Here is a 22,632-nt window from a genome sequence, read left to right as displayed (position 1 = left end):
CCGGATTTCGCTGGACCAGAGGGGCGCCAGCAAAGCCAGCAAAGCCTTGCAATGGTTCGCGATGCGCGGCACCGCCCGTGGTCGTTTCGTAAGGAAGGATCATCGCGCAACTCAGCAGGGGTGGCTTCGGTGCCGTTGTTGTTGGAGTTGTTGGGAACGGCGCTGGACTCCGGACTTACCGTCCAAGGGGCTTTGCGAGCGGTTGCCCACGTTGCCGAACCCGGCATCCAGGGGCATCTCTTACGTGTGGTTGCGGGCCTGGAAATTGGTGCGTCGTGGCACAGCTCATGGGAAGGGAACACCACCCGGGGAGACGTCGCCCAGATCCACGATGCCTTGAGTTTTGGGGCCGTGACGGGTGCATCCGCGGCACCACTGCTGTACGCCGAGGCGCAACGTTCTCGCAGGGCCGCAAGCCGCAGTGCCGAGAAGCGAGCGGCAGCATTGGGCGTCAAACTGGTCCTTCCGCTGGGCCTGTGCTCGTTGCCAGCCTTCATTGCGTTGGGAATCGTGCCCGTTGTGATGGCCATGATTCCTCGGTTTTAGCCTTGCTCGTTCGTCCACAGGCATAGCTATCCCTCGGACTATCCACCAAACAGCAAAGTGGTCTTTTGCTGAAGGCGGGAGAGGAGAAGAGTTCAAAAACCAGGTTTTGATTGGTCGCTTCGCCTCCGTGCGGTGGCTGAATCAAAGCAGCACATGAAAACAAGGAGTTGAGATGAACAGCAATGAAGTCGCCCGAGGAATGGTTGCCGGCACCGACGAAGCCCTCGCCAAGGGGAACGTCAGCGAGATCTTTCCCGGAGCCAGTGCGAATCCGCCAGTGGTGAACCGACACGTCCACCCCAGCCGGGCTCGGCTGCCGTGGACCCGACAGGCGTGGTCCGGGAGGGCATGGAGTCGCAAAAACTGGGCGAAGTCAGGGATGGAAGCCGGAATGGCAACGGCAGAATACGCCATCGCAACATTGGCCGCCGTTGGATTTGCTGGGCTGTTGGTGGTGATCCTCAAGAGCGATGAAGTCCGCGGTTTCCTCCTAAATATCATCCGCACGGCCCTGAGTTTTTAAACGGCGATTCAGGAAGTTGGGGTGCGATGCATACGCTGACACAGTTGTTCCGCGCTGACCGTGCGTCACACGCGCAATCGGGTGGATTCTCCACGGGCACACCGGCCATGAGGGGATCGGTGACCGCGGAACTGGCGGTGGTGCTGCCCGCGGTTACGGCACTTCTGGCGATCCTTCTCCTCAGCGTCTCTGCGGGAATGCTCCAGCTTCGACTGGAGGAAGGCGCAAGAGCGGGCGCCAGGGCCCTGGCCCGTGGGGATTCGTCGGCCCAGGTCCTAGATACTGTGTCACGGGTTTCGGGTGCGCAAGCGTCGGTTTCCATGGCGATTTCCGGTGGCTATGCCACGGTCTCCGTCAGTGGCCGCACCGGCGGGGTCCTCTCAGGCTTCGTTCCGTGGATCCAGACTGCAAAAGCGAGTGCAAGGGTCGAAAGCGGTGAAGCTGGACCGATGCTGCGAGATCCTCCGATTCTGCGGCCTGCTCAGCAGATGGGGACCACATTGCCGGGTTCGGCGGCCCTGAAACCAGCGCTCTGGCGGTGGGCTCGGGGCCCGGCGTGCCCGCTTCGAACCGGGCTCTGTGCCACTAGCGCGTTGTTCACTGGCGGAGGTTTCCATGGATAAGGGTGAAGAAGGGGCAGGGACCGTATTGGCGGTGGGACTCGTCTTCGTCATGTTGTTGCTTACGGCCATGGTGCTGGGGCTAGGGCAAGCGGCTGTCGCAGCGGCCAAAGCAGCTACTGCGGCGGATCTATCAGCATTGGCCGCCGCAGATGCCTATAGGGGCCTTTCTGTCGGTTCTCCGTGCCAGATTGCGGCTGATGTGGCTGCGCTCCATGGTGCGTCGCTCCTGGACTGCACTCTGGCAGGCGATCAGTCCGTACGAGTCAGCGTCTCGATCCGAACGGCCCTGCCGTGGCTCTCAACGGGAATGGCTAGGGCAGGACCGCCACCCGATACGGTCGGGCCCGGCCATCCTTGAACCGATTACACCGGGCGCCGTGTCCTCGACTGGCGCATTCTCACCACGCGCGATTGTGCGCATGTTCCTTGAAAACTGAATAGAGCGGCTATCCGGGCAGGCTGCCGCTTGAGGCCTTGGACAGTAAGAGCTTGAGGAGCAGTACTGCGCCCACTTTGTCCAGAGGGTTGTTCTTGTTTCCGCATTTGGGCGATTGCACGCAGGACGGACACCCTGACGGACACTCGCAGGCTTCAATAGCCTCCATGGTTGCCTTGATCCATGTCCTGGCCATATCGAAACCACGCTCGGCAAACCCGGCGCCGCCGGGATGGCCGTCATAGACAAATATTGTCGGCTGGCCGGTGTCTGCATGGATAGCGGTCGATACTCCGCCAACATCCCACCTATCGCTCGAGGCAACCAGTGGAAGCAAACCGATCATCGCGTGTTCGGCAGCATGCAAAGCTCCCGGAAACTGTGGTTCCACGAGGCCGCCGCCCAGCATCGTCTGATTGTCGAGTGTGAACCACACGGCCTTGGTGAACAAGTCGCGGGCCTCCAATTCCAACGGTTCCTCACCGAGAACTTCATTGGAGATGATTGCCTTACGTTGGAACGAGACCACCTGGGTGCGGACCTGAACCGCACCAAAATGCATCTCAACAGGACCCCACACCTCATTTTTGAGCGATTCCAGCACCTCGATCTGGGTGACATCCCGTGCCGTGGTGTAGAAGTCCGGCTGACCACGGCGGACCAAGGCGCAGTGGTCAGCCTCGTTGAGTTCGAGCACTACATAGCTTGTTCCCTGATGAACGTACACGGCACCCGTATGTGCTTGGTAGTGGGACTGCGGAGAGCCCATCGTCCCTAGCAACGCTCCCGTTTCAGCCTCGATGATATTGATCGGTCCGCCCCCGTCCTCACGCAGGTTGACCATGGCGGCAGCACTTTGCGGGTGTGTCCAGAACCAGCCGGCCGGCCGCTTGCGCAAATATCCTTGAGCCACCAATTGATCGAGCAGGGCCGGCGTACTTGCATCAAAAATGGCCAAGTCCGCGAGTGTGATTGGCAGCTCGGCCGCGGCCGCACAAAGATGGGGACCTAAGACGTACGGGTTGGATGGGTCAAATACGGTGGCCTCCACCGCTTGATCGAAAATAGCCTCGGGATGGTGAACCAAAAAAGTGTCAAGGGGATCATCACTGGCCACAAACGTTGCCAACGCATCCTGCCCGGCCCTGCCCGCACGGCCGATCTGTTGGAAAAAGGACGCCCTGGTACCGGGCCATCCGGCCACTAGAACAGCATCCAGTCCGGATATATCGATTCCGAGTTCGAGCGCCGAAGTGCTTGAAACGCCAAGCAGGTCTCCTGATCGGAGGGCTTTTTCCAGCTCCCGCCGTTCCTCGGGGAGATAACCCGAACGGTAGGCGGCCACGCGCGGGGGAAGGCTGGGATCGACGTCGTCTAGGAGCCTTTTGGTCACACTTGAAATGGTTTCGGCGCCGCGTCGTGACTTGATGAAAGCAATGGTTCGCACATGGGATGAAACGAGGTTGGCCAGCAGATCCGAGGTTTCGGCGATGGCCGTACGACGGGACTTTGCTCCGTTCTCGCCTTTGAAATCTGTCAGTTCCGGCTCCCACAGCGCAACGGTCGTTGCACCGTGGGGGGAGTAGTCCTCGGTGACGGTCGTGACTGGCGCCCCGATCAATCGGGCAAAGGAGGTGCCCGGGTCTGATGACGTGGCAGAGGCCCCCATAAACACAGGACTGGCACCGTAATGGGCGCAGATTCGACGAAGACGCCGCATCAACACAGCCACATGGGAACCGAAAACGCCGCGGTAACTGTGGGCTTCATCGATGATGACGTATTTCAGCCGCTTGAAGAAGCGAGCCCACCACGTGTGGTTGGGTAGTACCCCAAAGTGCAGCATGTCAGGGTTGCACAGGATGAAATTGCTGTGGTCCCGGATCCAACGCCTATCAGCTGGGGCGGTGTCGCCGTCGTAGGTGGCCGCACGCAGCGTGGGTAGATTGAGTGAATTCAGCGCAGCCAGCTGATCGGCTGCAAGTGCCTTAGTGGGGGAGAGGTACAAAGTCACGGCGCCGTCGGTTTCCAGCAGTCCAGGGTTTTCTGCGACCCGCAGCGCGGCCCGGTGGACTGCATCCAAGGCAGGCAGTTGATAGGCAAGTGACTTGCCGGACGCCGTCCCCGTAGCGATGATCGTATGCTCGCCACCATGTCCTGCGTTGGCCCCCATGACTTGATGCCGCCATGGCTGCACAACACCCAAGAAGGAATATGCGTTGACAAGATCCGGGTGGACCCAAGCAGGCCAAGGCTCGTTGACGGCCTGCCGCGCCGGAATTCGCCGGACATGCTGCAATTGAGGAGGATTGCTTCCTCCACCCAACTGCGAGATCAGCGAATGATTGGTAGACACTCCCTCATTGTGTCACCGCGGCAGTTACAGGCCGGCCATCTCTGCCAGCCGTTCTCGAGGTACCAAGACGGTAACCGGGCTTACTGTGCGCCAGCCAAGTTTGTAATACAGGCTCTGGCCACCGGTACTGGCCACCAACAAACCCGTCCTGACGGGGTAATCAAGGGATCGGGCCGTGAGAGTTTTCATCATCAACATCCCAAATCCACGTCGACGATGCGGTGCCGCGGTCTTCAGTTCGTCAAACACCGCCGTTTCCCCATAGATGCCAACCCGTCCGCTGGCCAGCACGGTTTGTCCACGGACGATGGCGGCCGAAAAGCGGGCCTGGCAGATTGAATCGCTGTGCCTTCCGCCGATCTTCTTGACGACAAGCGTCAATTCGGGATCTCCCAAAAATGGATCCTGATTATCTTGGGTTTCCATGGCACAAACCATGAGCCGCTCAGAAGTTGAAACCATCCCCATGCCATATTGGTGCGCCAACTTCACATAGCGATGAACGTCGGGGCCGATCACGCAGAGGGCCCGCTGAGAGGAGGCCGTTACCTCTGCGGCCAGGGCGGCAAAATCGGTCGGCGTTGGGTCGCACGTGAAGTACTCCCAATCACCGTTGCGGTCAGGGCATAGAGCCGCAAGAAACCCCGGCCCGGAGCGGCTTTGGTAGCTCCGCAGCGCACTCCAGCCGGCGAACCATTCTGTTGCATAGTGCGCAAGCTCCGTGGAACCACCCGTCATGCTTCCAGCCTATGCCCGGAGGGTGCCAGCGGCCACAAATGCCGGCCCGTTTGGTCACACAAAGTAGGCTTTAAGACGTGTCGATGAACAAAATTGTGCTCTTTTACGGCTTTACCCCTCTGAGTGACCCAGAGGCGATCAAGCTCTGGCAACGCGCGCTGTGCGAAAAACTCAGCCTCAAGGGGCGCATCATCATCTCCAAGGACGGCATCAATGCCACCGTTGGAGGTGACATCAAGGACCTCAAGCAGTACCTGAAAACCACGCGTGAATACGCCGGCTTCAGGAACATGGACATCAAATGGTCAGACGGCACAGGAGATGACTTTCCCCGCCTGAGCGTGAAAGCCCGTGAAGAAATCGTCAGCTTTGGCGCCCCGGGTGAACTTAAAGTTGATGAAAATGGTGTGGTTGGCGGAGGTACTCATCTGCTGCCCGAAGAGCTCCACGAACTTGTCGCGGACAAGGAATCCAAGGGTGAGGAAGTCGTTTTCTTCGACGGCCGCAACGCCTTCGAAGCGCAGATCGGTAAATTCAAGAACGCCATTGTTCCCGACGTCGACACTACCCATGACTTCATCAAGGAACTGGATTCCGGCAAGTACGACGACCTCAAGGACAAGCCGGTCGTCACCTACTGCACCGGCGGGATCCGTTGCGAAGTCCTCAGCTCGCTCATGGTCAACCGTGGCTTCAAAGAGGTCTACCAAATGGACGGCGGGATCGTCCGCTATGGCGAAACGTTCAAGGACAAGGGCCTCTGGGAAGGCTCGCTCTACGTGTTCGACAAGCGCATGCACATGGAATTCAGCGACGAAGCCAAGGAAATCGGCCACTGCATCCGCTGCAACAACCCGAGCAACAAATTTGAAAACTGCTCCAACCCCAGCTGCCGCAACCTCAACCTGTACTGTGCCGAGTGCGCCAGCGCACCGGAAACCTTGCAGTGCCCGCAGGGCTGCACTGACTGACGGCTTCCTGAGCCCTGGCGCATTCACAGCTAGATCAGCTCCAGGGTAGGCCCCTCATGCAAGGCTTTGTAGACCCGGTTCCGCACCACGTTGGCCTCTGATGAGGTGAGTGTCCGCTCCAGCGACTGCAGGGTCAATCGAACCAACACATTGGCCTGGCCCGTCACCAGTCCGAGCCGTGTGAGCGCTCCTTCCGGAAGCTGGGAGGCGGGTGTAATCGCCAGCACCTCAAGCCCGGCCAGCACGTCCGCTTCCTGACCCAACGCGGAACGGGCCGCGTCCCCCAGGACTTCGGAGTCGACGTCGTCCGCGCAGACAAGGGACAGGTCTCGGCGCATGGGTGGCATGGCGGAAACGGGGTTGTAGGGTGACAGGTCACTCATTTGGCCACGAACGCGGGGATCGGTCGAGCGCAACAGTCGGATGTCGTCAATGCCTTTGCGCAGCATCAGAGCCCGGTCCAAGCCCATGCCCAGTGCCAGCCCGCACCAGCGGCGGGGATCAAGCCCGGAGGCACGTAGGACAGTGGCGGCCACCAGCCCGGCCTCGGCCAGTTCCAGCCATTCGCCGCGAACCTGAACGTCCAACTGCACGCCGGCCGTCGTGTACGGGTGAGAGCTGGGCACGGCCCGCCAGTGCGCACCCGGCAGGACAGCCTCCACCAGGGCGCCAAGCATGGTGGTCAGATCAGGTACGCCCAGCAGCCCGCGTGAGCGTAGCCGCCACAAGTCCACCTGATGCGGCGTGCCTACATGGGTGCGATCCACGGCGTCGCGCCGGTACACCAAGCCCGGTAGGACATGGAGGGTGTCATATCGATCCAGCTCCGGCCGCAGCGAATCCAGCACGGCGGGCATTCCCGCGGACGTGTGGCTGCGCAGCATGACGGTGGGGCTGACATGGCGAGAATATCGGGAATCGCGGGTGATGTCGTCGGGGTTGAAGCCCAGCCGGTCGTAATTGTCGCGCACGGAGACCAGTGGACTGGGACGGTGCTCGGCCACGGGCACATTCCAGATGGCAGCCAAGGCGTCAGTGATGGAGGCCAGCATGGCCGACATGGCGTGTCCGGCGGAGGGATCGCTGAGGTCAGGGATGGCAAGCGCCGATTGCAGGGCAGAGTGAGAGATATAAGAGTGCATGGGGGTGAATCCTTTGGTATCCGGGAGGCGGTGGGTGGGAACCCCTCAGCCGCTGCCGGATGGACTCAGCGCGTCAGCGAAGCAGCCCATGCGGCCAAAGGCGGCCGAGGGCAGGTAAATCGCTGAACAGTGTGCATGAACTAATCGTACGCGCACCGGGACGCCCACAACTCGATAGGCTGTTCCAATGACTGATTTCGCCACCGTTCCTGACGCCCCACGCAGTGACAACCTGGACCTCCTCGCCGCATTGGCCACAGACCTCACCGCCATCAATTACACGGTCGACGGCGTGGCGGAGCTCCTTGGCCCGGACGCCAACCAAGCGCTGGCCCGGGACCAGACTGTGCCGGCTGCCTTGGCGCTTCGAAGCAACGAGGACGCGCTGGCAACTGTCGTCAAGCTGTGGCTCCTTGCGAACAATATTCCGGCAGAGCTGCTGTCCCGCACGTTGCCCGGAATCGGCATGGATGCCTTGGTTCACCTCGGCCTTATCGAATCCGCGCCGGAGCCCGGGATGGTTCGGGCTGCTGTGGACCTTCGCCCTTATGGCTGGCCTGCCGCGGAAGAAGGCGGAAACGACACCAACTTGTGGGTGACGAGCGACCTCGGCGCCCATCAGCGGCAGGGAGTGCTGCGCAAGGACCACGTCTTGGGTATTGGACAGGCCTCGCTAACCCTTGCCCAGGGAACCATCCGCCGCGACGTGGATCGGGCCCTGGATCTCGGGACCGGTTGCGGCATTCAGCTGTTCCACCTGCTGCATCACGCTAAAACTGTTGTCGCCACCGACATTTCGGAACGGGCGCTGGCCTTCACCCGGTTCAACCTTGCACTTAATGCCCCGGAATTGGGCTTGTCTGATGCGGATTTTGATGCGGGCAACCCAGACGCTCGAATCTCCTTGCGTCTGGGCAGCTTGCTGGATCCTGTCGCCGGAGAGTTCTTTGACTTGGTGGTCTCCAACCCGCCGTTCGTCATCACCCCGCGCCACCGCGGAGAGCAAAGCAGCGACCAGTTCACCTACCGCGACGGCGGCTTGGCCGGAGATGCCATCGTGGAAACCCTGGTCCGTGAACTGCCCGGCATTCTGAATCCCGGCGGCACGGCGCAGATGCTGGGCAATTGGGAAGTCACCGAAGGCACCTCGGACGACGGCGGCACCCCGGCGCCATGGCATGCCCGTCCCGCGCAATGGCTGGCGCCGGGCACCGAGGCATGGTTCATCCAGCGTGAGCAGGTTTCCCCCGGCGGATATGCCGAAACGTGGCTGCAGGACGCCTCACAGGGCCGCGATTCGGCTGCCTACACCAACGCCTATGAGGATTACCTGCTCGATTTTGCGTCACGCAACGTGGCGGGAATCGGCTTTGGCTACATCCTGCTGCGCCGTCCTGCCGTTGGGGAGGAGCCGAGCGAACCACGCTTTGAGGAGATCCTGTACCCCATCGAACAGCCCGTGGGGCCGCACCTGGCCGATGCCCTTGACAGGGTCCAGTGGTTGAAGCAGCGCCCCTCCATTTCGGACGAGCACCTACTTGCCGCATCCGATGTTACCGAGGAGCGCCACCAAAAGCCGGGAGCCGAACACCCCGGCGTGATCCTGCTCCGCCAGGGTGCCGGGTTGCGCCGCACCAACCTGATGAGCACAGAGCTGGCAGGCTTTGTTTCAGCGTCCGACGGCGACCTCACCGCCGGTCAGATCATCGGCGCCCTGGCTGTATTGCTGGAGCGTGACGATGCTGAATTCGTTGACTCTCTCGGCAGTGACGTTCGCAACCTCGTCAGGGACGGATTCCTTATTCCGGCCCCGTGGACGACGATTCCACAGATGGTGAAGCCGAGTAATTTGTCCAAAGGTGCCACTGTGGGCGCATAGTTGTATGGACTCCGTTTCCCAAGCAATACGCGTTCACGGTAAAAATATGGTGAACTAGGCTCTTGGGGACGCCGTTCGTCCCACTTTCATTCCCTGTAGGAGTACCGTGCCCAGCAAGGCAGCAGCCAGCAAGCCAAAGACCGGCAAAAAGCTCGTAATTGTAGAGTCCCCGGCCAAGAGCAAGACCATCGCCAAGTACCTTGGCGAGGGTTTCGTCGTGGAAGCGTCCATTGGGCACATCCGCGACCTGCCGCAGCCTTCCGAGCTGCCCGCGGAACTGAAGAAGTCCTCGATCGGCAAGTTCGCCGTCGACCTTGAAAACGACTTCAAGCCGTACTACGTGGTCTCCTCCGACAAGAAGAAAAAGGTGGCAGAGCTCAAGGCGCAGCTCAAGGACGCCGACGAACTCTACCTCGCAACCGATGGGGATCGCGAGGGCGAAGCCATCGCGTGGCACCTGCTCGAGGTGCTCAAGCCCAAGGTGCCCGTGCACCGCATGACCTTTGCCGAAATCACCAAGGAATCCCTGCAGCGCGCCTTGGGCAACCTGCGCGAACTGGACACCGATCTGGTGGACGCGCAGGAAACCCGCCGCGTGGTTGACCGTCTCTTCGGCTATGAGCTTTCCCCGGTTCTGTGGCGCAAGGTTGCGCCGAAGCTCTCCGCCGGCCGCGTGCAGTCAGTTGTCACCCGCATGGTGGTTGAGCGCGAACGTGAGCGCATGGCCTTCCGTTCGGCCAACTACTGGGACCTGGCTGGCACCTTCAGCACCACCGACACCGGCGAATCCTTTAGCGCCAAGCTTGCCGCCGTCGATGGCAAGCGCGTGGCTTCCGGACGTGACTTCAACGACAAGGGTGAGCTGACCGGCAAGAATGTTGCGCACCTTGACGAGGTTGCCGCGAAGGCACTCGCCACCGCCCTGCAGGATGTGTCTTTTGCCGTCCGCTCGGTCGAGCACAAGCCCTACACCCGCCGCCCGGCTCCGCCGTTTACGACGTCGACCCTCCAGCAGGAAGCCGGCCGAAAGCTGCGCTTCACCTCCAAGTCGACCATGTCGACCGCCCAGCGCCTGTATGAAAACGGTTACATCACGTATATGCGTACCGATTCATCCTCGCTGAGCGATGAAGCCGTCAACGCGGCCCGGCGCCAGGCATCGGAGCTTTACGGCCCCGAGTTTGTCCCCGCAGCCAAGCGCGTTTATGCCAATAAGAGCTCCAACGCCCAAGAAGCCCACGAGGCCATCCGCCCCGCCGGTGACTCCTTCCGCACCCCGGCCCAGGTTGCCAGTGCCCTGCGAGGAGACGAATTCAAGCTGTACGAGCTGATCTGGAAGCGCACCGTCGCCTCCCAGATGGCTGATGCCAAGGGCTCGACGGCGACCATCAAGTTGGGTGCCACGGCAGCCGGTGGCGCTGCTGACGGCAAGGATGCTGAGTTCTCTGCGTCCGGAACCGTCATCACCTTCCGCGGCTTCCTTGCCGCTTACGAGGAAGGCCGGGATGAGTCCCGCAACGACTCCGACGATTCGGACCGTCGCCTGCCCAACGTCAAGGAAGATGACGCGTTGCAGGCAGCCGAAGTTCAGGCCAATGGCCACGAGACCTCGCCGCCGCCGCGCTTCACGGAAGCATCGCTGACTAAGGAAATGGAAGAGCGGGATATTGGCCGCCCATCCACCTACGCATCAACGCTGTCCACCATCATGGACCGCGGCTACGTCCGCAAGCAGGGTTCGGCGCTGGTTCCGAGCTGGATCGCTTTCTCCGTGGTGCGTCTGCTGGAACTGCACTTCACAGATTATGTGGACTACGAGTTCACCGCCGGCATGGAAACTGGCTTGGATAAGATCGCCAACGGCCAGGACAAGGGCTCGGACTGGCTCAAGCGCTTCTACTTTGGCGATGGCGATGATGCTGGCCTGCAAAGCATTGTGAACAACCTTGGTGACATCGATGCGCGTGAGATCAACTCCATGCCCATCACCGACACCCTGGTGCTGCGCGTCGGAAAGTTCGGCCCATACCTTGAGAGCACTGTTCCCACGTTGGACGCCAAGACCGGCGAGATCATTGAGGCGGCCCGCGCCAATGTTCCCGAAGATCTGGCCCCGGACGAGCTCACGCCCGCCAAGGCGCAGGAACTCATGGACACGGCGGCACCGGAGGAGCGACTCCTTGGTGTTGACCCTGTTTCGGGCCACTCTGTTGTGTCCAAGAATGGCCGCTACGGACCGTACGTCACCGAAGTGATCCCGGAGATGACCGCAGAGGACATCGCCAATCAGCCGGTGGAATATTACAAGAACGGCAAGCCGAAGCCGCCGAAAAAGCCGGTCAAGGCTAAACCGCGCACCGGCTCGCTGTTCAAGACCATGACAGTTGACACCGTCACCCTGGACGAAGCTCTGGCCATCATGAGCCTGCCACGTGTTCTTGGGGAAGACGCCGAAGGCAATGAGATCACTGTTCAGAATGGTCGTTTTGGCCCGTACCTGAAGAAGGGATCGGACTCGCGCTCCATCGGCACCGAGGAAGAAATCTTCACCATCACCCACGAGGCGGCACTGGCGATCTACTCCCAGCCCAAGCAGCGTGGTGCCCGCGCGGCGGTGCCACCGCTGGCGGAGTTTGGTGAGGACCCCGTTTCGGGCAAGAACATTGTGGTGAAGGAAGGGCGCTTCGGCCCCTACATCACCGACGGAGTCACCAACATCACCGTTCCCCGGGGGACGGAAGTTGAACAGCTGACCCGCGAGACGGCCATCGAGTTGCTGGCTGACAAGCGCGAACGTGGTCCCGTTAAGCGGACCGCCAAGCCCGCTGCCAAAAAGCCGGCGGCCAAGGCCCCGGCCAAGAAAAGGGCTCCCGCGAAGAAGTAACACCGCTGCAGTTCCGTCTGTCCAACGTCGCCCCGCACACCGAAACTGGTGAGCGGGGCGACGTTTTTGTGCCACCTGCTTCCTGGATGCCTTTCCCACCCTCTGACGAATGAGTGTATTTGTGCGAAAGTGTGCGGTTTTTCCTAAATGAGATCGGTAACATATGGATTTTTTGGAATGTGAACCGTAACATGTGAGCTGTAGCTCCATTTGTGTTCTGAATCACTTCGGGTGGTTGGCCGCAAGCTTGGTGCTTCAGACCACCTGACCATTCCAGCTTTCACGGGGAGATATGAAAATTCGTCATAGTACGGGCCGAAATGCGGTCGTCGCGGTTTTGACCGCGGCCGCACTAGCCCTCACCGCTACAGCCGTCGCGCTGCCAGGCGCCAGTGCGGCTGTTGCACCTGCCCTAGCCCCTGCAGTTCTGGCAGTTTCCGCGCCTTCGGGCGCAGTCCCATTGACGCCGGCCGGTGCGCCGCAGACAATCCCTGGCCTCGCCAACTGGGCGGCAGCGACTGGCCAGTTCACCTTAGGCGATGGAGCCAAGGTCATCGGCGCAGATGCCGCACTGACGGGCGATCTTGCAGAACAACTGTCGACCGTTCTGGGCCGAACCGTCGGCATAGCAGCCAACGGCGCCATCGCTGGCGATCTCGAAATTGTCATTGACTCATCCCGGAGCGCCACGCTGGGTGAGGAAGGCTACGAACTCAACGTCGGTAACACCATCAAGGTCACCGGAGCCACGGACACCGGTGCTTTCTATGGTGCTCAGACCATCTTGCAGCTACTGACGCAGGGCAACTTGGTCAACAAGGGTGTCTCTACCGATGTTCCGCAGTACCAGGAGCGTGGCGTTGGCCTGTGCGCCTGCCAGGTGACCATTTCCATGGAGTCGCTGGAGCGCACCATGAAGGACATGGCCTACAACAAGCTCAACCAGTTGTGGCTGGAAACTAAACTCAAGTCCGATGCCTACCCGAAGGCTAACTTCTGGGCTTACTACACCAAGGCAGAGGCCGCCCAGATCACGGCGTGGGCCAAAAAATACCACATTGAGCTGGTCCTGGAAGTAAACTCTCCCGGCCACATGCGTCCCTGGCTTTACGACTACCCCGAGCTGCAGCTGGTCAATAACGCCGGCAACAAGAAGGTTGAACAGCTGGACATCAGCAAGCCTGAGGCCTTCACCATGGTCACCACCTTGGCCGACGAGTACGCTGCCGCGTTCCCTGACCAGCAGTACTGGCACATGGGCGGCGATGAGTACATGATGGGCGACAGCTACGGCAACTACCCGCAGTTCGCCAAGTTCGTCACTGACCATCCGGAGATCTTCCCGGCAGGTTCCGGCCCCGGCGACGTCTTCGTCTGGTTCATGAACAAGGTCAATGCCCACGTCAAGGCAAACGGCAAGCAATTGCGCATTTGGAACGACGGCGTCCCGACGACCAGCACCATCCCGCTGGATGAGGACATCGTGGTGGAGCACTGGCTCAACTCCGGACTCAGTCCCCAGGCCCTGCTGAACGCCGGTCACGACGTACAGAACTCCGCCCAGGCGCTCTACTTCAGCCGACCCGGTGCCTACAACGTGAACCTGCCCAATCTGTGGAACTCGGGCTGGACTCCCAAGACGTTCGACGGCGGCACAACCGTCACCGACGTCCCCGGCAAGGGTAAGGTCATTGGTGCCAAGCTGTCCGCATGGCCCGATGATTCCACCTTGTCCACCGAATCCATGGTTGAAGAGCAGCTCTTTGCCACCACTCGATTCCTGGCCCAGGCCACCTGGGGTGGCCCCAAGCCCACAGCGGACTTCTCCAAGTTCAGCACGCTGACCAATAATTTGGGCCGTGTGCCCGGCTACAACAGCTACGACAGGACACCCGTGGGTGATGGTGGGTACGCCATCTCAACTGCAGGAAAATCTGTCAACGTCAGCGGATCCGGTGTGGCGGTTGCTGCCGCGGCCAACGAAACCTGGACACTGGCAGCCACTAGCGATCACTACTACAAGCTGACCGCCGCCAACGGCAAGTGCCTGGCCATGGCTGGTGGAGTGCTGTGGCTACAGGCCCCCATGCAGCAGGACCTGGCGCCGTCATTGTCTGATTGCAACGCGACCGACCGCCGCTTGAACAACCTGCAAAAGTGGGAAGTCCTCAAGGATGGCAACGGGTACAGAATCCGCAACGCGATCACGCAGCTGCCATTGAGCGTCAATGCATCAGGAGCACTCACCCAGCAGGCTCCCGACGTGCTTGCCGCCAGCGTCTTCACCTTGGCTGGCGAAGTATCCACCAGCGTGGCCGCGCCGGCCCGAGCTGTGGCTGGAACGCCGTCGACCGTCAGTGTGACTGTCGATAACCGCACGGCCATCGGCATCACAGGTGCTGTTGTCACTCCGGCAGTTCCCGCTGGCTGGACGTTGGCTCCGGCATCCATCACCCTAGGTGACGTGGCCGCCGGTGCGACCATGACAGCGACATTCACCGTGACCCCGCCGGCATCGGCTGACTACGGCAACTTCACGGTTACCGCCTCCACCACTTACACAGCCCAAGGCGAAGCCCGAGTCAGCAACTCCAGTTCGACGGGTTTGCTGACGTGTTCGGCAGCGGCCGTACGCCCGGTAAGCGCGGTAGTGGACAGTTTTAACAACGGCGGCGGAGAAGTAACTCCGGCCCTTAACGCCATCGATGGAAACCCGAGCACGTTCTGGGGAACCGCCTGGACACCATCAAATGCTCCCCTTCCACACAGCATCACCGTGGATCTTGACAAGGAGATGAGCATTTGTGCCATCAACGCCTTGCCACGCCAGGGCAGCAGCTCCGGAGCAGTCAACGGCCGCATCAAGGATTATGAGATCTACGTCAGCAATAGCGCCGCCAGCGTAGGCACGAAAGTTGCGCAGGGAACCTTCGCCAACGTTGCCACCATGCAGAGCGTGATTCTTGATACTCCCGCGGTGGGACGGTATGTGACGCTGAAGGCCTTGTCAGAGCAGGCAGGCAACCCCTGGACCACACTGGCCGAGTTGACCGTGGACGCTGCAGATCCAACCGTGACGCCAACTCCGACACCGACACCGACTCCGACGCCAACCGCGACGCCGACCCCGACGCCAACTCCGACACCGACCCCGACCCCAACGCCAACCCCGACCCCGACACCGACTCCGACCGCTCCTGCTACGACCGAGCCCGCCTGTAACAACGGCTCAGGCAACAACGGCGTCGGTCATGGCAAGGCCTGCAACAATGGCTCCGGTAATAACGGCGCCAGCAACGGCCAGGGCTGCAACAACAGCGCTGGGCGTGGCAATGCCTGCAACAACGGCACCAGCAGCGACTGGTGATGCGAGAGTTCCCAAGGATGTTCGCCCGGGTCGCTCCGTGACGTTGCTGGGCGCGGCATTGCTGCTGACCAACCGCCTTCGGGCTGGCCAGCACAAGTAGCATCAACGAACACGGCGATTGCGTCGTGAGGCCACTCGGGTGGTGAAGCTAACGGAAACTGCTTCGTCACGCGAGTGGCCTTTCGCATGGAATGCCCGGGAAGGGACAATAATGGGCGTATGAGATTAGGCGTCCTCGACATCGGTTCCAACACTGTCCACCTGCTGCTTGTTGATGCGCGCCCGGGTGCCAATCCTGTGCCTTATGCCTCCCACAAGCGGCCGCTGAGCCTGGTGAAGTATCTGGATGCAGAAGGGAACATCACTGATGAAGGTCAGCATGAGCTGATCGAATTCATCCTTGAGGCGTGGGAATTTGCCGCCAAACACCAAGCCAAGGATCTCCTGGCATTTTGTACCTCCGCCATCCGCGAATCAACTAATGGCGCTGCAGTCCTTGCCCGAGTTCAGCATGAAACCACCGTCCGCTTGACCGAGCTCACGGGCGAAGAGGAATCTGCCATGACCTTCTTCGCCGTGCGGCGTTGGCACGGTTGGGGCGCCGGTACCATCTTGAACCTCGACATCGGTGGTGGTTCCTTTGAAATTTCCCAAGGCAGCAATGAGCTTCCCGAGCAGGCGCACTCGGTGCCGCTGGGTGCAGGCCGGCTGACCCGGGAATGGCTCGCCGAAGATCCGCCCACAGCCAAGAGCATCAAGCGACTGCGCAAGCACATCAAGGAAACTCTCCGGGAACCCATCGCGGCCACCCAAACCCTCGGCGCACCCAACATCGTTACCGGCTCCTCCAAAACCTTCCGGGCGCTGGCGCGCATTACGGGAGCTGCGCCGTCGTCCATGGGACCTTATGTGGGCAGGGAGCTGCACCTGAGCGATCTGGGGCTGTGGTCCCAGCGCTTGTCGGCGATGTCTTCGGCGGATAGGCTGCACCTTCCTGGCGTCTCAGCGGCGCGTGCCCAACAGGTGCTGGCCGGTGCGTTGGTGGCCCAGACCGCGCTGGAGATGTTCCAGGTACCGACCCTGAAAATCAGCCCGTGGGCGCTGCGTGAGGGCTTGATTTTGCGGCGCTTGGACCAGCTGGTCTTTGACGGTCCGCTCGATCCGCCGGCTCATGTTGGCAAGCTGCGCAACTCGGACGCTAAGTAGGTGGAGATGACGGAGAAACCCATGAATTCCTCGGACGCCGACGCTCAAGACAGCCCCGGACGGCACATTCCAGTGGCTCTTTCCACAGCCTCGGTGTACCCATTGTCGGTGCATGACGGGTTCGCTGTGGCCTCTGATCTGGGGTACGACGGCGTCGAGGTGCTGGTGACGCACAACGGCGACAGCCAGGATGCGGCGGCGTTGACACGGCTGGCCGAGCGCTATGACCAACCCATTCTTGCCATCCATGCGCCCACGCTTCTGTTGACCCAGCAAGTATGGGGTAGTGCCTGGAACAAGGTCCAGCGATCCGCCCAGATGGCTGTGGATGTGGGTGCCGACGTGGTGGTGGTGCACCCGCCGTTCCGTTGGCAGAACGATTACGCCGAGACGTTCGCCCATGGTGTCCGGGACATTGCCGATGCCTTTGGCATCCGAATTGCCGTTGAAAACATGTACCCGTGGCGGGTGCGTGGGCGCGAGGCTCTGGCGTATCTGCCGCACTGGGACCCGGTTCCGCAGGACTACAGGGATGTCACCTGGGACTTTTCCCATGCAGCGTCGGCAGGGGCATCCAGTCTGGATGCGGCCAAGGCGCTCGGCTCACGCCTGCGCCACATCCACCTGACGGACGGGGTTTCGCCGTCCACCAAGGACCAGCACCTGATCCCCGGTCACGGCACGCAGGAATGCGCTGAGGTGCTCCAGCACATCGCAGGCAACGGGTTCGACGGCGCAGTGGTCGCCGAGATTTCCACCCGCAAGGCCAAGGGTGCCGGTCAACGCGAAGAGTGGTTGGCCGAGACCTTGGAATTCGCAAGGGTGCATTTGGGGCAGACGATCGCTTAGCCCGGATGCGGGGCTGCACAACGGCTCTTCTCCCGTTAAACGCGAAATCGCCGGAGACCGTTTCACCAGTGGATGGGGGGAATCACTGGCGAGGTCTCCGGCGATTGGACTGGTCTTCAGGACAAGACCAGTCCGATCATCACTCGCACCCTTATGAGGTACTTAAAAGATTACGGTCCGCGGTTGAGAGTAGCCCGGGCGCAGGCTGTGCGTTTGCCATTAAGTATTTTTGTTGACATCAATACTTGATATCCGCGGTTGCAAAGACCGTGCGGTTGCGTGCAATGCTGGGGCAAAGACAAGATGGAGAAATGATGAAAAAGATTGTGTTCCTTGGTTGCGGCTCGATGGGCGAAGCCATTCTCGGTGGCATGCTGGCCGCTGGAGTATCGCCTCAGTCAGTGGTTGTGACAGTTCGCCGGCCCGAGCGGGCCAATGAGCTGGCCACCCTCCACGGGGTAACCGCGTTGGCCTCCAACGAAGAGCCGAGCGCAAACTCCCAAGCAGTTGAGGGCGCCAGTGTAGTGATCCTGGGTGTGAAGCCCGTTGGCATCATGGACCTGTGCCGCGAGATTGCCGATTCCCTTGACTCCAGCGCAGTGGTTATCAGTGTTGCGGCCGCCGTATCGCTGTCACAGTTGGAAGGCGCCCTGCGACCCGGGCAGCCCGTTGTTCGCTCCATGCCTAACACCCCGCTGAAGGTTGGCCGAGGAGTAGTGGCGCTGTCCGGGGGCTCGTCTGTCGACGAGCACCACCTAGCCGCCGCCCACGAAGTGTTCGATGGTTCCGGCGTCGTATTGGACGTACCGGAGGATCAGCAGAACGCCGTTTCGGCCATCAGCGGATCGGGCCCGGCTTACGCTTTTTACCTGGCCGAGGCCATGGCCGCTGCAGCCGAAGATTTTGGCCTTGCTCCCGAGATTGCGCAGATCCTGGCCCGCGAAACCGTCGCCGGAGCCGGCATCATGCTGGCCGAGCCTGGTGCCAACGCGGCTGCCCTGCGCCGTGCGGTAACGAGCCCCAATGGCACAACCGAACAGGCAATTGCGAGTTTCGACCGCGACGGTCTGCCGGCAATTGTGCTGGCGGGAGCGCAGGCCGCAGCCAGCCGCGCAGCCCAGATCACCGAAGAGCTCTCCGCCCAGTAACCCTCGCTCAGATACGGGGCATTTCCGAGGAACGCTCGCTCAGTGGCGAAAGCGCACTGACCGAGCGTCGGTCAAAAGTGCCCCGTATGTGAGCGAGCGTCGGTGGGGGTGGCCGTGGACTCCAGCTCGAGCAGGAACGACTTCGCCTCGCTGCCGCCCAAGTAGGCCCCTTGCGAGCCATCGGCCCTGACCACCCGGTGGCACGGCAGCACGAGCGGCAGCGGATTGCGGGCGCACGCCGTGCCCACCGCCCGCACCGCACGCGGACTGGACGTCAGGGCTGCCACGGCCGCATAGCTGGCCGTATGCCCGTACTCAATGCGCGGCAAATAATCCAGGACCTCACGGCGGAAACCAGTGGCAAGACGGAGGTCAAGGGCCACATCAAAATCCTTGCGGCGCCCGGCAAAATATTCCTCAAGTTCCCGCGCGGCAAGATCCAGCCGCGACGGCGCCTGCAGAATCCGCGGACTAATGGTTGCCGCGAGCGATTCCAGAACGGCATCGTGCCCCTCGCTGGCAAACGCCACACGCACCAGCCCGGCCTCTGTACCGGCTAGCAGAAGCTGTCCCACGGGAGAATCGATCACCCGGTAGCCAATATCCAGCAGCCCTCCGGCCGCTGCCGCTTGCTGCAACGCGTCCCCAAGCCGATCCAGGGCTGCATCGTCCACGGCAGCAACCGGGGCAAGTTCGGTGGGCATCTTGTGCTCAATCATCGTCATCGGTCCTCACAACAGGCGCCAATATGGTGCGCAAAGTCTTCATCCCGTCGGCTGCGGCCCGCCGTGCCGCTGCCTCCGAATTTCCTAATATTTCAGCCACGCCCGCGTAACGCAGCCCGGCCAGATGGTGGTAAACCACCGCTTCGCGCTGCGTTGGCGGCAGCTGGGCAAGTGCCGCCCACACATGTGCGGCGGCCTCTCCGGCCATAACTGAACGTACGACGGCGTCACCGCCACCCTGCCTGGCGTCGCCACCCAGTGGGTCACGTCCGGAGACGTCGCTATCGGCGGCGCTGGCGCCGTCGATAGGGGTCGGCAGCCGCTGGAGCTTCCGATGGTGGTCCATGGCCTTGTTACGGGCAATCGTGACCAGCCACGCCTCCCGGTTCTGCACTCCTGCAGTGGTGGGATAGACGCGAAGTGCAGCTAGGAACGTTTCCTGCCAGACGTCGTCGGCGTCGTCCGCACCAACCAGCCCCCGGCACACGCGCAGCACGGTGGCGCCGTGGGCAGACACGATCGCCTCGAACGGCGGCAGCGTATCAGCCGCCGTTCTACCGCCAGCCTTGACGGCGCTCACAACACGCTCACCTAGAACGTTCACCTAGAACAAGGCCTCGGTGTGGAACCGGTGCGGGTTCTCCAATTCCAGGAGGAACTCCTTGTTCTCCAGCCCTCCTGCGTAGCCCACCAATGATCCGTCAGCACCCACCACCCGGTGGCAGGGGACGATGATACTGATGGGGTTGCGTCCGTTGGCTGAGCCCACCGCCTGGGCCATGGACCTATCGCCCAAATCAGCCGCCAGCTGGCCGTATGTGCGTAGCTCCCCATATGGGATTTCGCGCAGCGCCGCCCATACTCGGTGTTGGAAATCGCTGCCGACCGGAGCCAACGGAAGCGTGAACTCCTGGCGTTCACCGGAGAAGTACTCTCCCAATTGTTCGGCCGTCGCCGCCAGAACCGACGACGAAGCCGCTGTAACTTCGACTCCGAACGTCCCCAAAGCCGGGCGACGCTTATGCACCGCCATATACACGGCTTGCAGGCCGGCGTCGTTCACCACGGCCGTCAGGAGCCCCAAGGGCGAGTCAAAAATCAAGTGCTGGATCATAAGAAAACTACCTCCTGCCCTGTAGACGTCTGGCGCCGCAAAAACGTGAGTTTAGGGGCGCGCGGCGAAGCGTTCCAGCAGGTCAACGTAGCCGGAAACAATGAGCATGTCGCGGCTGGAGACACGGGTATTGGGCTGGGCGTAGGTGAAGTCCTCGCCCGGGGATTTCACGCCAACCACCGTCACGCCGTATTTGGAACGGACCTTGGATTCCTCCAGCGTGAAGCCCTGTGTTTCCTTGGGCGGGTACATCTTCACGATCGCGAAATCGTCGTCGAACTCGATGAAGTCAAGCATCCGCCCACCCACAAGGTGCGCGGCCCGGACACCGGCGTCGGCCTCGGGGTAGATCACATGGTTGGCGCCGATTCGCCGCAGGATCTTGCCGTGAGATTGCGTGATGGCCTTGACCCACAGATGCGCGATGCCCAGATCCACCAAGTTCACGGTGATGAGCACGCTGGACTCGATGGACGTGCCCACACCGACGACGGCGGAGCTGAAGTCCTGTGCACCGAGCTGGCGCAGCGCATCAATGTCGGTGGCGTCGGCCTCGACCACGTGGGTCAGCACGCCGGCCCACTTTTGCACTAGGGCAGGATCGCGTTCAATGGCGAGCACCTCGCGGCCCTGCTTGACCAGCTGATGGGCCGTGGCCGCACCAAACCGGCCCAAACCAATCACCAATACCGGGGCATTGTGCGGTGGGCGGTTGCTGGAGTCTGTTTTCTCAGCCAATGATGGGCCTCTCTTCCGGGTAGTGGTACAGCTGACGGCGCTGGCGCAGTGCCAGGGCGGCAGCCAGCGTGATGGAACCGACGCGGCCAAAGAACATCATGGCGCACAAAACGTAAACGCCCGACGGCGGGAGCTCAGCACTGAGCCCCGTGCTCAGTCCCACCGTGGCGAAGGCAGAGATGGTTTCAAAGAGCACCCGGTCCATGCTTTCCCCGGAGATGGCCAACAACAGGCCGCACGCGATCATGACGAACGTTGCGCCCATCATGATCACCGAGATGGCAACGCGCATGGTGCCTTGCGGGATGGTCCGCCCGTAGATCTTCACATCATTGTCACCGCGTGCCTCGGCCACGATGGCCAGGAACATCACGGCCAAGGTGGTGACCTTGATGCCGCCGGCCGTCGAAGCAGAGCCGCCACCCACAAACATCAGTGCATCGGTGAGCAGCATGGTGGGAGTCTGCATGGCGTTCATATCCACAAGGTTGAAGCCAAGGGAACGGGTCATGACGGAGGCAAAGACCGAGTGGGTGATCTTGTCTCCCACGCTCATGGTGCCGATTGTTGCTGGATTGGTCCACTCCATGGCACCCCACAGCACGGTGCCGGCACCGAGCAGTAGAAGGGAGACCTGGACGGTCAATTTTGCGTGCAGCGTCCACTTCTTAAAGCGGAACCCGGTGGCCAACAAAACCATCATGACGGGGAAGCCAAGGCTCCCGATGAAGCCGCCGATCATCAGGGGGACCAGAATCCACAGATCGGCCTCGTAGGGCACCACGCCGTCGGAATGTGGGGTGAAGCCTGCGTTGTTGAAGGCAGAGATGGAGTAGAACGTGGCATGCCAGATGGCTTGGGGGAGGGACTCGCCCAGAATCAGGAACCGCGGGGCCAAGGCAAGCGCCAGAGTAATTTCAATGGCGACGGAGGTGCTGATAACGATGCGCAGCAACGTACCCACCTCGCCCAGACGCCCGGCGTTCATGGCCTCCTGGGCAATGAGCTTGCCACGCACACCCAAGCGCTTGCTGACCATCAAGGACATCAGAGACGCCAAGGTCAGGATGCCCAAACCACCAACGAAGATGGCGATCAAGATGACGAGCTGGCCAAAGAATGACCAATGCAGCGCTGTTGAGACTGTCGTTAGACCGGTGACGCAGACCGCGGAGACCGCAGTGAAGAGGGCGTCGTGGAAGGCCGTGGGCTGGCCGTGGCTGGATGACACGGGCAGGCTGAGTGCCAGTGTGAACGCCAGAATGACCAGGGCAAAGACAATCAGGGCCAACCTGGCAGGTGAGCTGTTGGCTACCTTGTCCACGAAGTCGCGGACGCTCACAACGACCTTTAACGACCATCGAAGCAGCCGCTGCGTATCTGTGGA

The 22,632-nt window shown here is 61.4% G+C and carries 19 protein-coding genes; 11 read left to right on the top strand and 8 right to left on the bottom strand.

The annotated features are described in order from the left end of the window. Positions 1-120: 120 nt before the first annotated feature. The 4 genes from ACP7B9_RS09970 (at position 121) to ACP7B9_RS09955 (ending at position 2,050) form a co-directional block, all read left to right on the top strand. Positions 121-546 carry a type II secretion system F family protein gene (locus ACP7B9_RS09970; RefSeq protein ID WP_425862951.1) on the top strand — a complete coding sequence of 142 codons (426 nt, stop codon included), beginning with the start codon at positions 121-123 and terminating at the stop codon, positions 544-546. A gap of 172 nt (positions 547-718) precedes the next feature. Next, positions 719-1,069, top strand: coding sequence for a DUF4244 domain-containing protein (locus tag ACP7B9_RS09965; RefSeq protein ID WP_425862949.1), 351 nt, complete (start codon positions 719-721; stop codon positions 1,067-1,069). Between the two features lie 26 nt (positions 1,070-1,095). Further along, the gene (locus ACP7B9_RS09960; RefSeq protein WP_425862948.1) at positions 1,096-1,692 is read left to right on the top strand and encodes a TadE family type IV pilus minor pilin; all 597 of its coding nucleotides are present in this window, start codon (positions 1,096-1,098) and stop codon (positions 1,690-1,692) included. Beyond that, positions 1,685-2,050: an Rv3654c family TadE-like protein gene (locus ACP7B9_RS09955; protein ID WP_425862946.1), complete on the top strand. Its 366-nt coding sequence runs from the start codon at positions 1,685-1,687 to the stop codon at positions 2,048-2,050. The genes ACP7B9_RS09960 and ACP7B9_RS09955 overlap by 8 nt, the downstream gene beginning before the upstream one ends. 88 nt (positions 2,051-2,138) lie before the next feature. Here the strand turns inward: ACP7B9_RS09955 and ACP7B9_RS09950 are convergent, their stop codons facing one another. Both ACP7B9_RS09950 and ACP7B9_RS09945 read right to left on the bottom strand, forming a co-directional pair. Continuing rightward, a complete protein-coding gene (locus ACP7B9_RS09950) occupies positions 2,139-4,484 on the bottom strand; it encodes a DEAD/DEAH box helicase (protein WP_425862944.1) in 2,346 nt (781 codons plus the stop codon). A gap of 24 nt (positions 4,485-4,508) precedes the next feature. Further along, the gene (locus ACP7B9_RS09945; protein ID WP_425862942.1) at positions 4,509-5,222 is read right to left on the bottom strand and encodes a GNAT family N-acetyltransferase; all 714 of its coding nucleotides are present in this window, start codon (positions 5,220-5,222) and stop codon (positions 4,509-4,511) included. A gap of 77 nt (positions 5,223-5,299) precedes the next feature. Here ACP7B9_RS09945 and ACP7B9_RS09940 point away from each other — a divergent pair, with 77 nt between their 5' ends. Next, the gene (locus tag ACP7B9_RS09940) at positions 5,300-6,193 is read left to right on the top strand and encodes a rhodanese-related sulfurtransferase (protein ID WP_425862941.1); all 894 of its coding nucleotides are present in this window, start codon (positions 5,300-5,302) and stop codon (positions 6,191-6,193) included. A 29-nt stretch (positions 6,194-6,222) separates the two neighbouring features. On the opposite strand, the gene ACP7B9_RS09935 is transcribed toward ACP7B9_RS09940, so the two are convergent. Beyond that, positions 6,223-7,335, bottom strand: coding sequence for a hypothetical protein (locus tag ACP7B9_RS09935; protein ID WP_425862939.1), 1,113 nt, complete (start codon positions 7,333-7,335; stop codon positions 6,223-6,225). A gap of 187 nt (positions 7,336-7,522) precedes the next feature. Here ACP7B9_RS09935 and ACP7B9_RS09930 point away from each other — a divergent pair, with 187 nt between their 5' ends. The 6 genes from ACP7B9_RS09930 to proC all read left to right on the top strand — a co-directional run bounded on the left by ACP7B9_RS09930 (position 7,523) and on the right by proC (position 18,668). Continuing rightward, the gene (locus ACP7B9_RS09930) at positions 7,523-9,214 is read left to right on the top strand and encodes a DUF7059 domain-containing protein (RefSeq protein WP_425862937.1); all 1,692 of its coding nucleotides are present in this window, start codon (positions 7,523-7,525) and stop codon (positions 9,212-9,214) included. Positions 9,215-9,320: 106 nt separating this feature from the next. Further along, on the top strand, positions 9,321-12,098 hold the full coding sequence (topA, locus tag ACP7B9_RS09925; RefSeq protein ID WP_425862935.1) for a type I DNA topoisomerase: 2,778 nt from the start codon (positions 9,321-9,323) through the stop codon (positions 12,096-12,098). Between the two features lie 292 nt (positions 12,099-12,390). Then, positions 12,391-15,465, top strand: coding sequence for a family 20 glycosylhydrolase (locus ACP7B9_RS09920; protein ID WP_425862933.1), 3,075 nt, complete (start codon positions 12,391-12,393; stop codon positions 15,463-15,465). A gap of 219 nt (positions 15,466-15,684) precedes the next feature. Next, the gene (locus ACP7B9_RS09915) at positions 15,685-16,671 is read left to right on the top strand and encodes a Ppx/GppA family phosphatase (RefSeq protein WP_425862931.1); all 987 of its coding nucleotides are present in this window, start codon (positions 15,685-15,687) and stop codon (positions 16,669-16,671) included. Positions 16,672-16,692: 21 nt separating this feature from the next. Further along, the gene (locus ACP7B9_RS09910) at positions 16,693-17,520 is read left to right on the top strand and encodes a sugar phosphate isomerase/epimerase family protein (protein ID WP_425862929.1); all 828 of its coding nucleotides are present in this window, start codon (positions 16,693-16,695) and stop codon (positions 17,518-17,520) included. Between the two features lie 311 nt (positions 17,521-17,831). Then, a complete protein-coding gene (proC, locus tag ACP7B9_RS09905; RefSeq protein ID WP_425862928.1) occupies positions 17,832-18,668 on the top strand; it encodes a pyrroline-5-carboxylate reductase in 837 nt (278 codons plus the stop codon). 71 nt (positions 18,669-18,739) lie between these two features. On the opposite strand, the gene ACP7B9_RS09900 is transcribed toward proC, so the two are convergent. Genes ACP7B9_RS09900 through ACP7B9_RS09880 form a run of 5 tightly spaced genes read right to left on the bottom strand, consistent with a single transcriptional unit; the run spans position 18,740 to position 22,587 of the window. Continuing rightward, positions 18,740-19,393, bottom strand: coding sequence for a methylated-DNA--[protein]-cysteine S-methyltransferase (locus ACP7B9_RS09900; RefSeq protein WP_425862926.1), 654 nt, complete (start codon positions 19,391-19,393; stop codon positions 18,740-18,742). Beyond that, complete coding sequence (locus ACP7B9_RS09895) at positions 19,380-19,973, bottom strand: RNA polymerase sigma factor (RefSeq protein WP_425862924.1); 594 nt, start codon at positions 19,971-19,973, stop codon at positions 19,380-19,382. Before ACP7B9_RS09895 ends, ACP7B9_RS09900 begins: the two co-directional genes overlap by 14 nt. A gap of 24 nt (positions 19,974-19,997) precedes the next feature. Beyond that, positions 19,998-20,507 (bottom strand): methylated-DNA--[protein]-cysteine S-methyltransferase, encoded by a 510-nt coding sequence (locus ACP7B9_RS09890; RefSeq protein ID WP_425862923.1) that lies wholly within the window; start codon positions 20,505-20,507, stop codon positions 19,998-20,000. Between the two features lie 51 nt (positions 20,508-20,558). After that, a complete protein-coding gene (locus ACP7B9_RS09885; RefSeq protein ID WP_425862921.1) occupies positions 20,559-21,245 on the bottom strand; it encodes a potassium channel family protein in 687 nt (228 codons plus the stop codon). Beyond that, complete coding sequence (locus tag ACP7B9_RS09880; RefSeq protein ID WP_425862919.1) at positions 21,238-22,587, bottom strand: TrkH family potassium uptake protein; 1,350 nt, start codon at positions 22,585-22,587, stop codon at positions 21,238-21,240. The genes ACP7B9_RS09885 and ACP7B9_RS09880 overlap by 8 nt, the downstream gene beginning before the upstream one ends. Positions 22,588-22,632: the final 45 nt, after the last annotated feature.

The sequence above is a fragment of the Arthrobacter sp. TWP1-1 genome (genome assembly GCF_049897845.1).
Lineage (GTDB): Bacteria > Actinomycetota > Actinomycetes > Actinomycetales > Micrococcaceae > Specibacter.
Note: the sequence above shows the minus strand (reverse complement) of the source record. Positions and strands in the feature narration are given on the sequence as shown.